Below are 14,551 nucleotides of genomic sequence, written 5' to 3' on the forward strand. Positions count from 1 at the left end.
TCGTCACGAAAATATGACGTTGGTGAGTATGAGCCATTAGCTCAGTTGGTAGAGCATCTGACTTTTAATCAGAGGGTCGAAGGTTCGAGTCCTTCATGGCTCACCATTTTATTTTTCGTGGCCCGTTGGTCAAGTGGTTAAGACACCGCCCTTTCACGGCGGTAACACGGGTTCGAATCCCGTACGGGTCATGTTTTTTTTGCTTATTTTTGGTCCCGTGGTGTAGTGGTTAACATGCCTGCCTGTCACGCAGGAGATCGCCGGTTCGACCCCGGTCGGGACCGCCACTTTTGTTTATACCACCATTAGTGGTTTTATATATAGTTTTGGCTCGGTAGCTCAGTCGGTAGAGCAGAGGACTGAAAATCCTCGTGTCGGCGGTTCGATTCCGTCCCGAGCCACTCTCAGGATATTAAGTGGGCCCACTTAATATCCTTTTTATTTATGTAATTTTACAAAACTGAGTAGTTATTTTAAAATAGAACGAGGAGCCTCTAGCAGTTGAAGCTAGAGGTTTTTCTATAGATCGTATAAGATGCCGTGTAAAAGTGGATCATACATGAGTCTATGAGAATAGAGGAGAAAATACTTAAACAAAGGATGCGGTCATATAGGACATACTATGTAAACATCAATATGTTTAGGGATTATTGACCATATTTTTATAAGGAGGAAATAGACGATGATGGGAAAGAAAATTTTAGTAGTTGATGATGAAAAGCCGATTGCAGATATTTTGAAGTTTAACTTAGAAAAAGAAGGTTTTGAAATAGTAATGGCACATGATGGTGATGAAGCAATTGAAAAGGCTAATGAAGAGCAACCAGATATGGTTTTATTAGATATTATGCTACCAGGTAAAGACGGCTTAGAGGTTTGCCGTGAAATACGTAAAAGCTCAGAAATGCCGATTATTATGCTTACAGCAAAGGACTCTGAGATTGATAAAGTATTAGGGCTTGAGCTTGGGGCAGATGATTATGTAACGAAGCCATTTAGTACAAGGGAATTACTTGCTCGTGTGAAGGCGAATTTACGCCGCCATCAACAAGGTGGTGCTGCGGAAAAAGAAGAAAATACAGAAATGGTTATTGGACCAATTGTGATTAATCCAAATGCATATAGTGTAACGAAGCGCGAGGAAAATATCGAGCTTACACATCGTGAATTTGAGTTGCTACATTATTTAGCGAAACATTTAGGACAAGTTATGACACGCGAACATTTATTACAAACAGTTTGGGGTTATGACTATTTTGGAGATGTGCGCACAGTAGACGTTACAGTACGTCGTTTGCGTGAAAAAATTGAAGATAATCCAAGCCATCCTACTTTAATTGTAACTAGACGTGGAGTAGGGTATTACTTGCGTGACCCAGAGCAGGAATAGTATATGAAGAAAGTTGGTTTTTTTCAATCTATTCATTTAAAATTTGTGCTTATATATATGCTATTAATATTAATAGCGATGCAAGTTATTGGAGTATATTTCGTAAGGGAATTAGAGAAGAGCTTAGTACAAGGTTTTAGGGATTCTTTAACGCAGCAAACAAACTTATTATCATATAATTTGAAGCAAGAGTTTAAAAAAAGTTATACAAAAGCAGAAACAGAGTCAACAGATGAAACGATTAAAACGTCAATTCGAAAATTTGCCTCTGATCAGAAGAAAGTTATACAAGAGGTAAGTGTATTTGATTCGCACAGAAAGTTACTGGCTATTTCAGATGAATCAAAGCAGAATAAGGTGAATCGAACATCAACTGATATAGCTGTTCAGCGAGTGTTAGTACAAAAAAAGCCAGAAGTGAAAATTGAGAAGGATGGTAGTACAGGTCATCGTGTTCAAGTTATGCTTACTCCGATTCTAGATGATAACGGTAAGGATGCGCTTGGTGTTATTTACATTGTGGCATCTATGGAAGATGTATATAAACAAATGAAGGATATAAATCAAATTTTTGCTACGGGAACAGTAATTGCTTTATTAGTAACGGCCGTACTTGGGATTTTGTTGGCTCAAACAATTACAAGACCAATTTCAGATATGCGGAGACAAGCAATCGAAATGGCAAAAGGAAATTATTCCAGAAAAGTAAAAGTGCATAGCCATGATGAAATTGGACAACTGGCATTATCCTTCAATAATTTATCGAAAAAATTACAACAAGCTCGTTCTTCTACAGAAAGTGAAAGGCGTAAATTATCATCTGTTTTATCACATATGACAGATGGAGTAATTGCTACTGATCGAAAAGGGGATATTATTTTACTAAATGACCCTGCGGAAAAGATGTTAAATGTTTCTCGTGAAACAGCGCTCGATCAATCTGTTTTAGAGGTATTAGGGATACAGGAAGAATTTACGCTCGATCATTTATATGAAGAGCCAGATTCTGTTTTATTAGATTTTAGTACGAGAAATGAACCATATATTTTACGTGCTAGTTTCTCTGTTATTCAAAAAGAAACAGGGAAGGCAAACGGCTTAATTGCTGTACTATATGATGTAACAGAGCAGGAACGTATAGAACGGGAACGCCGTGAGTTTGTGGCAAATGTCTCTCATGAATTAAGGACGCCATTAACGACGATGCGCAGTTATTTAGAGGCACTTACAGATGGAGCATGGCAGGATCCAAATATTGCACCACAATTTTTAACGGTTACACAAGAAGAAACAGAAAGAATGATTAGACTTGTAAATGCGTTGTTACAGCTATCTAAACTGGATAGTACAGAGCATCGTTTAATGAAAGAATGGGTCGACTTTACTGATTTCTTTAATAATATTATTGATCGCTTTGAAATGTCTAAAGAGCAAAATGTAAGTTTCAAACGATCTTTCTCTAAGAAATCTAGATTTATTGATATGGATACTGACAAAATTACTCAAGTGCTGTATAACATTATTTCTAACGCATTAAAGTATTCACCAGAAGGTGGAACAGTAACATATCGTTTACGTGATCGCGGTGATTTATTAGAAATTAGTGTAAGTGACCAAGGAATGGGTATTCCAAAAGAAAACGTTGATAAAATCTTTGAACGTTTTTATCGCGTAGATAAAGCTCGTTCAAGACAAATGGGTGGTACGGGACTTGGATTAGCAATTGCAAAAGAAATGATTGGGGCACATGGTGGCTCTATTTGGGCGAAGAGTGAAGAAGGAAAAGGGACAACTATTTATTTCACGTTACCAATGGCAGCAGATGAAGAGGACGATTGGGAATGAGTATGGAAAACTTTAAAACAATAGTTTTAATTAACCTAGTTGTAATTAGCCTATTTCTTACTTTTAATCTATGGACGTATGTGCCAGATTCTACATCCATGCAAAACGCGAAATTTGTACAGGGGAATGAAGGAATGAACCAAACTAAAATTTCCGATGTTGTCCGTCCTACTTCTATCATCGTGCATAAAGATAAAAATCATTATGGGAGCAGAAGAGAGGCAGATATAGAATCAATCTATAAGCCCCTGGAAGTAGGGGAACTACATGATTTTAGAGAGATATCAATCACTAAGGGTGATTTCCTTTCATATGTGCATGGTGAAGGGAAAGTTGAACTTGTTTTCCCTACCGATATCCCATTTGATGCAGTTAAATCCATGTTTAACATGAAAGAGAAAAGTACAGATAAGCCTAAACACTTTAATCGTATTCTCCTTGATCCTTCTAGAAGTAAGGATCAAGAAATTAAAATTAACTTTGTTTCTGATGGTGATAACTTTAAAATATACGAGGCAAAATTAAGTGGCTTGTATTTAAAAGATATTGTAAATGCCCAAAATCAATTTATAGTATCAGCAAAACCTTATTTTGATTATCAACTCAATGATATGAAAAAATTATTTTTACCAGATGGAACGACAGAGTTAAGCAATATAACATATATTTCATCTAATTTAGCAGTTGATACGTTTAAGAATGCTCTGTTTAGTGATCCTCGTTATTTAAGTCCGATTACCGAGATGTCGAAAGAAACATTTACAGATGGTATTAGATCCATGGAAATTGAAAACGATCGTCACATGCTAAAGTATAAAAACTCTTCTGTCTTAACTGAGAAAACGATAGATAATTTAATGCTTTTACAAAAAAGCTTTGAATTTGTAAGTGGTCACAGTGGGAGTTTGGATTCATATCGTTTGGACTATATGAATAAAGGAGAGACAGTATTTCGCTTAAATGAAGATGGATATCCAGTATTCAATGCAGATGGATTAGCGGAATTAAGACAAGTATGGGGATCAGAAGAAGTAATGGAATATGAAAGACCGTTGCTGTCTTTAAATACTAAAGGTATAGAACAGAAGGTTACTCTTCCGTCAGGGCATGTTGTAATAGCATCCCTAGAAAATAATCCAGAGATAAAGAAACAAGTAATTAAGGATATTGGCATTGGATACAAGTTATCACTAGATGGGCAAGTGGTTCGACTACAACCAATTTGGTATGTAAAGCTTGTTGAAGATGAAACAGGTAAACAGAAAATCTATGAGTGGAGTGAGGGAGGACTAAATGGATTGGGATCGGATTAAAACCATATTTATTGTGACCTTTTTTGTTTTGGACCTCTTTCTCATTTTCCAATTCATTCAAAAGCAAGATAGTAATCAATTGGAGCTTATTGCAGAAACAAAGATAGATCAAGAATTAAAAGCAAATAAAATTACGATGGGAAATATCCCTAAAGAACCGAAAAAAGAGTCATTTATTAGAGCGGAAAATAAAGCCTTTAAAGAAGAAGATATACAGTCTTTGAAAAATCAAACGGTGCATATACAAAATATGTACAAGATAGAAAGTAAGCTAAAAGAGCCTTTTTTAAATACGAAATCATTATCAAAAGATAAGTATAATGAATTTTTGAAGAACTATGTATTGGATGGACAAAAATATGAATTTGGAGCGGTGAAAGACTCTAAAATTTATTTCTTCCAAAAATATAAAGATAAGCCTATTTTCTATAATAATCAGGCGATGATTGTTGTGGAATTAAATGAAAAAAATGAACTTGTTTCATATACGCAGACAATGCTAACTGATTTAAAAGAAATGGGCGAAGGTGAAAAAACGAAAGAGCAAGAAATTATTACGGCTCAAACAGCTTTAGAAAATTTGTATTTAAAAAATAAAATTCATGGAAATACGCATGTTAAAGAAGCGCAAATTGGTTATGCCACTCTTACCGCATCTACTTCTAATAACCAAGTACTTGCTCCAACGTGGAATTTAAAAACGGAGCAGAAGCAGGACTTCTTTGTGAATGCAATTGAAGGACAAGTTATGGAATTAGGAGAAAAGGAAAATCAAGTGGTTGATGAACATACTGGAGTGAGAAAGAATGGGGTTGCATTTTAGCGTACTTGCAAGTGGAAGTACAGGAAATATGCTATACGTAGGAACCGATGAAAAAAAATTACTAGTCGACGCAGGTTTAAGTGGTAAAGCAACAGAGGCTTTATTTAAACAAGCAGAACTAAATATAAATGATGTATCAGGTATTCTTGTAACGCATGAGCATAGTGATCATATTAAAGGATTAGGTGTATTGGCACGTAAATATGATTTACCTGTTTATGCGAATGAGAAAACATGGAATGCAATGGAACATTTAATAGGAAATATCCCAACTGAACAAAAGTTTATTTTCTCAGTTGGTGATGTGAAAACATTTGGTGATATTGAAGTCGAGTCATTTGGAGTTTCTCATGATGCGGCAGAACCGATGTTTTATGCTTTCCATAACAATAATAGGAAATTAGCGCTTATTACAGATACGGGATACGTAAGTGACCGTATGAAGGGCGTTATTAAGGGAGCTAATGCTTTCGTATTTGAAAGTAATCATGATGTAGAAATGCTTCGTATGGGACGTTATCCATGGAGCATTAAACGACGTATTTTAAGTGACGTTGGGCATGTTTGTAATGAGGATGCTGCATTAGCGATGGCAGATGTAATTACAGATGAGACAAAGCATATTTATTTAGCCCATTTAAGCTTAGATAATAACATGAAAGAACTAGCGCGTATGTCAGTATCACAAGTACTAGAGGAAAAAGGATTTGGAGTGGGTGAATCATTTGAAATTCACGATACAGATCCAAAAATGCCTACAAAAATTCAATACGTATAATTCTTCATTTTAGTAAACAATAAAGGTGAATATAGTTGTTTTCAGGAAGATAGGTGAACAAATATGTCCTTTATTGATGAAGAAAGTTATCGTATGAAACGTGCAGGAAAAAAGAAGCACAAAGGTATAGTTCTTTCGAGTATAGCGGGAACAATTGTAGGAGCTTCTTTATTTGCGTTTGGAGCGCCTTTATTTTCGAATTCTGCTGATACGCTTCCGCAAGCTGAAGCAAGCGGAAGTAATATGGCTGAAGCTCAAGGGATTAAACAGATTAGCTTTGTAGATGCTGTTGATCGTGCATCTGAAGCTGTTGTGGGTGTTATTAACATTCAACGAGATAATTTTTCAGAGGCAGATTCAGAGGCCGGTACAGGATCAGGAGTAATTTATAAAAAGACAGATGGTCAAGCTTATATTGTAACGAATAATCATGTTGTAGCTGGAGCGAATCGTATTGAAGTAAGTCTAAGTGATGGTAAGAAGGTTCCTGGAAAAGTATTAGGAACCGATGTAGTCACAGATTTAGCTGTATTAGAAATAGATGCAAAGCATGTGAAAAAAATAATTGAAATTGGCGATTCTAATACTGTTCGCAGAGGAGAACCAGTTATTGCGATTGGAAACCCACTTGGACTGCAATTTTCTGGAACAGTTACACAAGGTATTATTTCAGCTAATGAACGTATTGTCCCTGTAGATTTAGATCAAGATGGACATTATGATTGGCAAGTAGAAGTGTTACAAACAGATGCAGCGATTAATCCGGGGAATAGTGGTGGTGCGCTTGTAAATGCAGCAGGACAATTAATTGGTATTAATTCAATGAAAATTGCTGCAAAAGAAGTAGAAGGAATCGGCCTTGCTATTCCGGTGACTAGAGCTGTTCCAATTATGAATGAACTTGAGAAGTATGGAAAAGTAAGAAGACCGTATGTTGGGATTGAACTTAGGTCATTAAATGAAATCCCAAACTATTATTGGTCAAAAACATTACATTTACCAGGTACTGTAACAGAGGGCGTTTGTATTTTGGATGTGAAAAGTCCTTCGCCAGGTGCGGATGCTGGTTTAAGAGAACATGATGTTATTGTGGCAGTAGATGGAAAACCGATTCGCGATATTATTGGATTCCGTACGGCCTTATATGATAAGGAAATTAATGATAAAATGACTCTTACGTTTTATCGTGGTACAAAAAGAGTAACAACAACAGTGAAATTAGGCATTCAAAAGTATTAAAAACAGGAGGGCCTACCTCCTGTTTTCTATTGTAGAAAAGTGAGGTGTAGAAAATGAATTTACCTTGTTGTTTAGAACATGTTGAATTAGCGTTAGATATTATTGTGGATGAGTGTGAAGTTGCACCAGTTATCAACAATGTGGATAACTCAGGAAAAGAGAAAAAAACATGTGAATTTTGTCAAAATGAGGCGACATATGTTGTATCGAACACAGATTCTCACACAATATGTGGGTAGTATTTGTGGATATGTGGATAAGTTTTGTGGATAACATGTTTGTAAGGTGGAGGATACGTGTGAATATCTCGATTATTTCAATTGGGAAATTAAAAGAAAAATATTTGAAACAAGGTATAGCAGAATACTTAAAACGATTATCTGCATACGCAAAAGTAGAAGTAATTGAATTACCTGATGAAAAGGCGCCAGAAAATTTAAGTGAAGCAGAAATGTTAATTGTAAAGGAAAAAGAAGGTATACGTATACTCGATAAAATTTCTGATGACACGCATGTGATTGCATTAGCTATAGAAGGAAAGCAAAAGTCATCAGAAGAATTTGCGGTAAGTCTAGATCGCCTTGCTACATACGGAAAGAGTAAAGTCGCATTTGTAATTGGTGGATCACTGGGACTAAGCTCAGAAGTGATGAAGCGTTCAAATGAATCACTTTCTTTTTCAAAGATGACATTGCCACACCAATTAATGCGATTAGTGTTGCTTGAGCAAGTGTATAGAGCGTTTCGGATTAATCGTGGAGAACCGTATCATAAGTAATGTATTCTATGTAAAACACTGATATTATCATATTTATTTTATTATGCCTATAATTGGAGGCTATGTGAATGGTAAGTGATCAGAAGAGATATTCTAGACTCGCAAATATAACAAAAATAATAAATACGAAATTAGAACTACGTGACGTATTGCAGCGGGTGACAATGGCGATATCAGAGGAAATTGTTAGGTGCGATGCTGTTGGAATTTATTTACCCCAGGAAGATGGAACATTTAGAGGGTTTGCAGGAAAACCAGAGACTATAAATGGCGTAACGCTCGATACTCAAGTAATTGATCCTGAAATAGACTTACTGGCAAAAGAGGTTATTGAAACGAAAAAAACCATCTATATTCCTGATACCTCAAAGGATCATCGACCAGATCCGAGACCGGTTAATGCATTCAAAATTAAGTCCTTATTAGCTCTGCCTATCTCATTTGGGCAAGAGTTATTTGGTCTAGTTTTTTTATTTGATTATGGAATTCCGATGAACTTAACAGATTCAGAAATTCAAAGTGTTGAAGCTTATGTAAATATGGCTGCGGTTGCAATTCAAAACACAAATAATTTAAAACAAAAGGAAAACCTTATTGCTGAGAAGCAGCTGTTACTAAATGTTACACGTGATTTATCAATGTGTTCCTCGATACAGGAGAGTTTTGATAAATGCTTTTTTTACCTAGAACAGATTTTAGAGAGTAAAAATATGACTGCCCATCTTCTAGATCCGCTAGATAAAACAACAATTAAAACAACGAAATTAAGTAAGGGCTGTCATTGGACAGAAGCGGATTGGACAGAGAAAAGCTATGAAGCCAAGATTCAAGAAGTTATTCAAACAAAAAATATAGATAATAAGGGTCTATTGATGATTCCATTGGTTTCAATTGGAGAAGTATTAGGGGTAATCGTCGTTGGCAAAGAAGGAAAAGCTCACAATTATGATCATTCTCAACTTCAACTAGCAAAATCTATCGTTGATGCCACAGCCCCTACGTTTTCGAATTTGTCATATATGGATCAACTAGAAAGCATAGTGGAAGAGCGAACGAGAGAGCTAGCTGCTGCTAATGAAAAAGTTACAAGTGTGATTGAATGTATTACGGATGGATTTTTTATTTTAAATAATAAATGGGAATTTACATACGTAAATAAGCACCAATATTTTCCGAAAAGAAAAACAGCAAAAGATGTATTAGCAAAGAATATATGGGATGTTTTCCCGAGTGAAATCGACACAGTTATGTATAAGGAATTTCATCGTGCGATGTCAGAGCGAACTACAGTTCATTTCGAATTTCTTTCTACTGCAGATGAATATTGGCATGAAGTTATTGCATACCCGTATGATGATGGTATTTGTTGTATTTTTAAAAACATAACGGAAAAAAGAAATATGAACAGGAATTGAAAAGATTATCCAACATAGATTTAATAGGGCAAATGGCAGCAGGTATCAGCCATGAAATTAGAAATCCAATGACAACAGTACTAGGATTTTTACAGTTATTAAAAGAAGAGAATACCTATGAGAAACATAATAAGTACTTTCATTTAATGATTGAAGAACTTAACCGTGCCAATTCTATTATTACTGAATTTCTCTCAATGGGTAATACAAGGAAATCGGATTTGCAGATGTTAGATTTAAATTCAATTATCCACGATATTATTCCTTTAATAAAGATTGATACGTACAATCAAAATAAATATATTCAAGTCGATACAAATGACATTCCAGAATTACTTTTAAATCGTAATGAAATACGGCAATTATTAATGAATCTATATCGTAATGGCTTAGAAGCGATGAATACAGGGAAAGTTCTAACCATTGGCACTTACAAGGAAGGTCAAAATTGTGTGGTGCTTGCAGTGCGGGATCAAGGAAAAGGTATCAGGCCTGAAGTATTAGAGAAACTGGGTACGCCGTTTTACACGACCAAAGATAATGGAACTGGATTGGGGTTAGGTGTATGTTATGCCATTGCTGCCCGCCATAATGCAAAAATAGAAATTCAAACAGGATCGGAAGGCACTACCTTTTTTGTTAAATTTAATTATAAAAATAATAAAAAATAACCTTATTTAGAATAGTTACGATGAACCGTATCATAAATAAATTTATTCTTTGCATATAAAAGGATAAAAAGACCATTGGACAAAAATTACCGATGGTCTTTTAAATATTATTAGATGGTATGTAGATTTCCTAAAATAAGTATGTTTCTATTTCCATAAAAATATGCTGTAATATGAAGAGGAAAAAGTATAAGTAGTTAGAGAAGTGAGGAATTAAAGGTGAAGAAGTTTAAGAAGTTTTACTTGGAGATTACGAGTGTATGTAATCTTGCGTGTAGCTTTTGTCCGCCGACGGAAAGGCAGAAGCAATTCATTTCTGTGGAGGATTTTGCTAAAAGATTAGACCAAATTAAACCTCACACAGACTACATTTATTTGCACGTGAAGGGTGAGCCGTTGCTCCACCCGAAAATAGATCAACTATTAGACTTAAGTCATGAAAAAGGGTTTAAAGTTAATATTACAACGAACGGAACGTTAATTAATAAGAGAAGACATAGGCTGTTAAATAAGCCTGCGTTAAGACAAATGAATTTTTCACTGCATAGTTTTGATGGACATCCAGGTTCGCAAGATAAAGAGGGCTATGTAAGGAGTATACTTTCCTTCATTAGGGAAGCGACAAGTCAATCAGATTTAATTGTATCGTTAAGGTTATGGAATTTAACTCAGGATAATAAAACGAATGCTGAAATCCAGAAAAATAGAGAGTTATTATCTATAATTGAAAATGAATTTGATCTATCTTATCAAATTGAAGAGAAGCTTACACCAGGAAAAGGTATAAAAATTGCAGAACGTGTCTTTATTAATCAAGACTATGAATTCCAGTGGCCAGCATTACATGAAGAAGAGGATGATGGGAAAGGATTCTGTCATGGACTTCGTAATCAAGCGGGTATTTTAGCGAATGGAACAGTTATTCCTTGTTGTTTAGATGGTGAAGGGATTATTAACCTTGGGAATATTAATAATGATTCATTTTCTAACATTATCGAAGGTGAAAGAGCAACAAACATTGTCGATGGATTTTCGAAAAGAGTTGCGGTTGAAGAACTTTGCAGGAAATGTGGATATCGCAAACGGTTTGGGAAGTAAATATGAAATAAGCCCTCATAAAGCGAGGGCTTATTTTTTATACTTGATAAGAATGCTCTAATTTATCAATTAATGAACCAACGTAAGAAACAGCTTTACGGATTGCATCTGGTTTTGACATATCTACTCCGGCATGTTTCATTGTACCACCAGCGATCGATAGCAGGTTGTACTTCCTCTTTAATCATTTGAGCTACTGCAGTGGATGCAGTGTGTGCTGCCTTTTTTGTAGTATTTCTAGTAACGATTTACGGAAAGGTTCAAGTTAATTTAAGAATTAATATACTTTGTCACCATTGAAAATCGAGTTTTTCACGACAACATAATCTACAGTACGAATAGCATCTAATTTTGTTCCACCAGCGTAAGAGATAGAAGATTGAAGATCTTGTTCCATTTCGATTAACGTATCTTCTAAAGAACCTTTATGCTCAACGAACATTTTCTTACCTTCAACGTTTTTCTTCTCACCCTTTTGGAATTCAGAAGCAGAACCGAAGTATTCTTTATAAAGTTTGCCATCTCTTTCAATTGTTTCCCCTGGAGACTCTTCGTGACCAGCGAATAGAGAACCGATCATGACCATAGTTGCCCCAAATCGTATAGATTTAGCTACGTCGCCGTGTGTACGAATACCACCATCAGCGATAATTGGCTTACTTGCAGCTTTTGCACACCAGCGAAGTGCAGCTAGCTGCCAACCACCAGTTCCGAAGCCTGTTTTAATTTTAGTAATACAAACTTTACCAGGTCCAATACCAACTTTTGTTGCATCGGCACCAGCATTTTCTAATTCTCTTACCGCTTCTGGAGTTCCAACGTTTCCAGCGATAACGAAGCTCTCTGGTAAATGTTTTTTAATATGTTGAATCATGTTAATCACAGCATTAGAATGACCGTGTGCGATATCAATCGTGATATATTCAGGTGTCAGTTGCTCAGCAGCTAATTGTTGTACAAATTCATATTCGTCCTCTTTTACACCAACGCTGATAGAAGCGATTAATCCACGTGATTGCATATCTCTAATGAATGAGATTCGTTTCTCTGGTTGGAAACGGTGCATGATATAAAAGTAGTTGTTCTCAGCTAAATAAGTTGCAATTCTTTCATCAATAATCGTTTGCATATTTGCAGGTACGACAGGTAATTTAAATTTATGTTTTCCTAAAGTGACAGTTGTATCACATTCAGAGCGGCTATTTACAATACATTTTGCAGGAATTAATTGAATATCTTCATAGTCGAATACGTTTTCCATCATTTACACCCCTAAAATACGAATATTTTATTTTTATTAATCAAAAATGTTCGTCCATAGGATAATTTACATTATTTTTATTAAGAAGTCAAAGTATTTCTTAACATTTTTTGAAAAAGTAGATTTTATATCTGAAAAACAACGTTAAAAACGAATTTAAAACGTTTTTTTATTTTTATTGTTCGTTTATGAAAAAGGTTGAAAAATTAAGATAATTATACAAGGTTGTATGTATTCTTTTTATTTTTTTGGAGTGGATGTAGGATACTATGAAAAGGTTAATGCTAACAATACGAGCAAAAGATGTTATCAAGTAGTTGAACATTATATGAAATGATAAGGTTTATTTCTATATAAAAAGATGAATCTGGCATGATCCACCTTTTTATATGAGGTTTCAAGTATAATAAGTAGGGTGATAGTAATGTATACAAAAGATAAAAAAGAAAATAATACAAAATAAAATGAGGTTAATATATGAGTAAAAAAAGTTTTTCTGATTATAAACTAAGTACGGAAATCGTAAGGGCACTTACTGGGTTAGGATATAATCATCCAACAGAAGTACAAGGTGAGGTTATTCCAGTTGCATTAGAAAAGAAGGATCTTGTTGTGAAGTCCCAGACTGGAAGTGGAAAAACAGCTTCATTTGGTATTCCACTTTGTGAAATGGTGGAGTGGGAAGAGAATAAACCACAAGCATTAGTTTTAACACCAACGAGAGAGCTTGCGGTACAGGTAAAAGAAGATATTACAAATATAGGTCGATTCAAAAGGATTAAGGCTGCGGCAGTTTATGGGAAATCTCCATTTGCACGTCAAAAATTAGAATTAAAGCAAAAGACACATATTGTAGTTGGTACTCCTGGTCGTGTGTTGGATCATATTGAGAAGGGTACCCTTTCTTTAGAGTGTTTGAAGTATTTAGTTATTGATGAAGCAGATGAGATGCTAAATATGGGCTTTATCGATCAAGTAGAGGCAATTATTGATGAATTACCTACAAAAAGAATGACGATGTTATTTTCAGCAACACTTCCAGAAGATGTTGAGAAATTGTCTCGTACATATATGAATTCACCAATTTATATTGAAATTAAAGCAGCTGGGATTACGACGGATAAAATTGAACATACTCTTTTTGAGGTGATAGAAGACGAGAAGCTTTCACTACTTAAAGATGTAACAACGATTGAGAATCCTGATAGCTGTATTATTTTCTGTCGTACACAAGAAAATGTAGATCATGTATATAGACAATTAAAACGAGCTAACTATCCTTGTGACAAAATACATGGTGGTATGGTACAAGAAGATCGTTTTGAAGTCATGGATGATTTTAGAAAAGGAAAATTCCGTTATTTAGTAGCAACAGATGTAGCTGCGAGAGGAATTGATATTGATAATATTACACATGTTATTAATTATGATATTCCACTTGAAAAAGAAAGCTACGTACATCGTACTGGAAGAACGGGACGAGCTGGAAATAGTGGAAAAGCTATTACATTTATAACACCATATGAAAATAGATTTTTAGAAGAGATTGAGGAGTATATTGGATTTGAAATTCCAAAGGCAATTGGACCTTCAAAAGAAGAAGTTATGAAAGAGAAAGCTGCATTTGAAGAAAAGATACATGCTAAACCAATTATAAAGAAAGATAAAAATGCAGATATCAACAAAGGCATTATGAAGCTGTACTTTAATGGCGGGAAGAAAAAGAAAATTAGGGCGGTAGATTTCGTCGGTACAATTGCTAAAATTAAAGGTGTTACAGCAGAAGATATAGGTATTATTACGATACAAGATAATGTTTCTTACGTTGAAATATTAAATGGAAAAGGACCACTTGTCTTGAAAGTCATGAAGACTACAACGATTAAAGGGAAACAACTAAAAGTTCATGAAGCAATTAAGTAAATAAAAAAAACTATACC

At 35.0% G+C, this 14,551-nt stretch carries 11 protein-coding genes, 4 tRNA genes and 2 pseudogenes; 15 read left to right on the plus strand and 2 right to left on the minus strand.

Annotated features, from left to right (window positions below; translation table 11 throughout):
• The first annotated feature begins 30 nt into the window (after positions 1-30).
• The 14 genes and pseudogenes from HMPREF1014_RS20820 (at position 31) to HMPREF1014_RS20885 (ending at position 11,350) form a co-directional block, all read left to right on the plus strand.
• A tRNA-Lys gene (locus tag HMPREF1014_RS20820) sits at positions 31-106 on the plus strand.
• A 13-nt stretch (positions 107-119) separates the two neighbouring features.
• A tRNA-Glu gene (locus HMPREF1014_RS20825) sits at positions 120-191 on the plus strand.
• A 20-nt stretch (positions 192-211) separates the two neighbouring features.
• Positions 212-287, plus strand: a tRNA-Asp gene (locus tag HMPREF1014_RS20830).
• A gap of 41 nt (positions 288-328) precedes the next feature.
• Positions 329-401, plus strand: a tRNA-Phe gene (locus HMPREF1014_RS20835).
• Positions 402-682: 281 nt separating this feature from the next.
• Positions 683-1,390, plus strand: coding sequence for a cell wall metabolism DNA-binding response regulator WalR (gene walR / locus HMPREF1014_RS20840; protein WP_000971865.1), 708 nt, complete (start codon positions 683-685; stop codon positions 1,388-1,390).
• Between the two features lie 3 nt (positions 1,391-1,393).
• Positions 1,394-3,235 carry a cell wall metabolism sensor histidine kinase WalK gene (gene walK / locus HMPREF1014_RS20845; protein ID WP_000755368.1) on the plus strand — a complete coding sequence of 614 codons (1,842 nt, stop codon included), beginning with the start codon at positions 1,394-1,396 and terminating at the stop codon, positions 3,233-3,235.
• Positions 3,232-4,548 carry a YycH family regulatory protein gene (locus HMPREF1014_RS20850; RefSeq protein WP_000061563.1) on the plus strand — a complete coding sequence of 439 codons (1,317 nt, stop codon included), beginning with the start codon at positions 3,232-3,234 and terminating at the stop codon, positions 4,546-4,548. Before walK ends, HMPREF1014_RS20850 begins: the two co-directional genes overlap by 4 nt.
• Complete coding sequence (locus HMPREF1014_RS20855; protein ID WP_000383740.1) at positions 4,529-5,371, plus strand: two-component system regulatory protein YycI; 843 nt, start codon at positions 4,529-4,531, stop codon at positions 5,369-5,371. Before HMPREF1014_RS20850 ends, HMPREF1014_RS20855 begins: the two co-directional genes overlap by 20 nt.
• A complete protein-coding gene (locus HMPREF1014_RS20860) occupies positions 5,355-6,149 on the plus strand; it encodes an exodeoxyribonuclease YycJ (RefSeq protein ID WP_000522837.1) in 795 nt (264 codons plus the stop codon). Before HMPREF1014_RS20855 ends, HMPREF1014_RS20860 begins: the two co-directional genes overlap by 17 nt.
• Before the next feature lie 63 nt (positions 6,150-6,212).
• Positions 6,213-7,388, plus strand: coding sequence for a S1C family serine protease (locus HMPREF1014_RS20865; RefSeq protein ID WP_000008042.1), 1,176 nt, complete (start codon positions 6,213-6,215; stop codon positions 7,386-7,388).
• Positions 7,389-7,441: 53 nt separating this feature from the next.
• Positions 7,442-7,627, plus strand: coding sequence for a CxxH/CxxC protein (locus tag HMPREF1014_RS20870; RefSeq protein ID WP_001052831.1), 186 nt, complete (start codon positions 7,442-7,444; stop codon positions 7,625-7,627).
• Between the two features lie 59 nt (positions 7,628-7,686).
• Entirely contained in the window at positions 7,687-8,166 is a 480-nt protein-coding gene (rlmH, locus tag HMPREF1014_RS20875) for a 23S rRNA (pseudouridine(1915)-N(3))-methyltransferase RlmH (protein ID WP_001027003.1), read from the plus strand.
• A gap of 68 nt (positions 8,167-8,234) precedes the next feature.
• Positions 8,235-10,252 (plus strand): annotated as a pseudogene (locus tag HMPREF1014_RS20880) (GAF domain-containing sensor histidine kinase).
• A gap of 219 nt (positions 10,253-10,471) precedes the next feature.
• On the plus strand, positions 10,472-11,350 hold the full coding sequence (locus HMPREF1014_RS20885) for a radical SAM/SPASM domain-containing protein (RefSeq protein WP_000713633.1): 879 nt from the start codon (positions 10,472-10,474) through the stop codon (positions 11,348-11,350).
• A 37-nt stretch (positions 11,351-11,387) separates the two neighbouring features.
• On the opposite strand, the pseudogene HMPREF1014_RS32630 reads toward HMPREF1014_RS20885, so the two are convergent.
• Positions 11,388-11,580, minus strand: a pseudogene (locus tag HMPREF1014_RS32630) (oligoendopeptidase F); the annotation flags it as partial.
• A 47-nt stretch (positions 11,581-11,627) separates the two neighbouring features.
• Positions 11,628-12,611, minus strand: coding sequence for a GMP reductase (gene guaC, locus HMPREF1014_RS20895; protein WP_000432447.1), 984 nt, complete (start codon positions 12,609-12,611; stop codon positions 11,628-11,630).
• A 477-nt stretch (positions 12,612-13,088) separates the two neighbouring features.
• Here guaC and HMPREF1014_RS20900 point away from each other — a divergent pair, with 477 nt between their 5' ends.
• On the plus strand, positions 13,089-14,534 hold the full coding sequence (locus HMPREF1014_RS20900) for a DEAD/DEAH box helicase (protein WP_000039355.1): 1,446 nt from the start codon (positions 13,089-13,091) through the stop codon (positions 14,532-14,534).
• The last annotated feature ends 17 nt before the right edge of the window (positions 14,535-14,551 follow it).

Origin of the sequence: Bacillus sp. 7_6_55CFAA_CT2, assembly GCF_000238655.1 — a bacterium.
Lineage (GTDB): Bacteria > Bacillota > Bacilli > Bacillales > Bacillaceae_G > Bacillus_A > Bacillus_A cereus.

What these genes read in the sequence shown, in the direction of transcription:
- walR (WP_000971865.1), top strand. Translation starts at nt 683, where the DNA reads ATGATGGGAAAGAAAATTTTAGTAGTTGATGATGAAAAGCCGATTGCA.
- walK (WP_000755368.1), top strand. Translation starts at nt 1,394, where the DNA reads ATGAAGAAAGTTGGTTTTTTTCAATCTATTCATTTAAAATTTGTGCTT.
- HMPREF1014_RS20850 (WP_000061563.1), top strand. Translation starts at nt 3,232, where the DNA reads ATGAGTATGGAAAACTTTAAAACAATAGTTTTAATTAACCTAGTTGTA.
- HMPREF1014_RS20855 (WP_000383740.1), top strand. Translation starts at nt 4,529, where the DNA reads ATGGATTGGGATCGGATTAAAACCATATTTATTGTGACCTTTTTTGTT.
- HMPREF1014_RS20860 (WP_000522837.1), top strand. Translation starts at nt 5,355, where the DNA reads ATGGGGTTGCATTTTAGCGTACTTGCAAGTGGAAGTACAGGAAATATG.
- HMPREF1014_RS20865 (WP_000008042.1), top strand. Translation starts at nt 6,213, where the DNA reads ATGTCCTTTATTGATGAAGAAAGTTATCGTATGAAACGTGCAGGAAAA.
- HMPREF1014_RS20870 (WP_001052831.1), top strand. Translation starts at nt 7,442, where the DNA reads ATGAATTTACCTTGTTGTTTAGAACATGTTGAATTAGCGTTAGATATT.
- guaC (WP_000432447.1), bottom strand. Translation starts at nt 12,611, where the DNA reads ATGGAAAACGTATTCGACTATGAAGATATTCAATTAATTCCTGCAAAA.
- HMPREF1014_RS20900 (WP_000039355.1), top strand. Translation starts at nt 13,089, where the DNA reads ATGAGTAAAAAAAGTTTTTCTGATTATAAACTAAGTACGGAAATCGTA.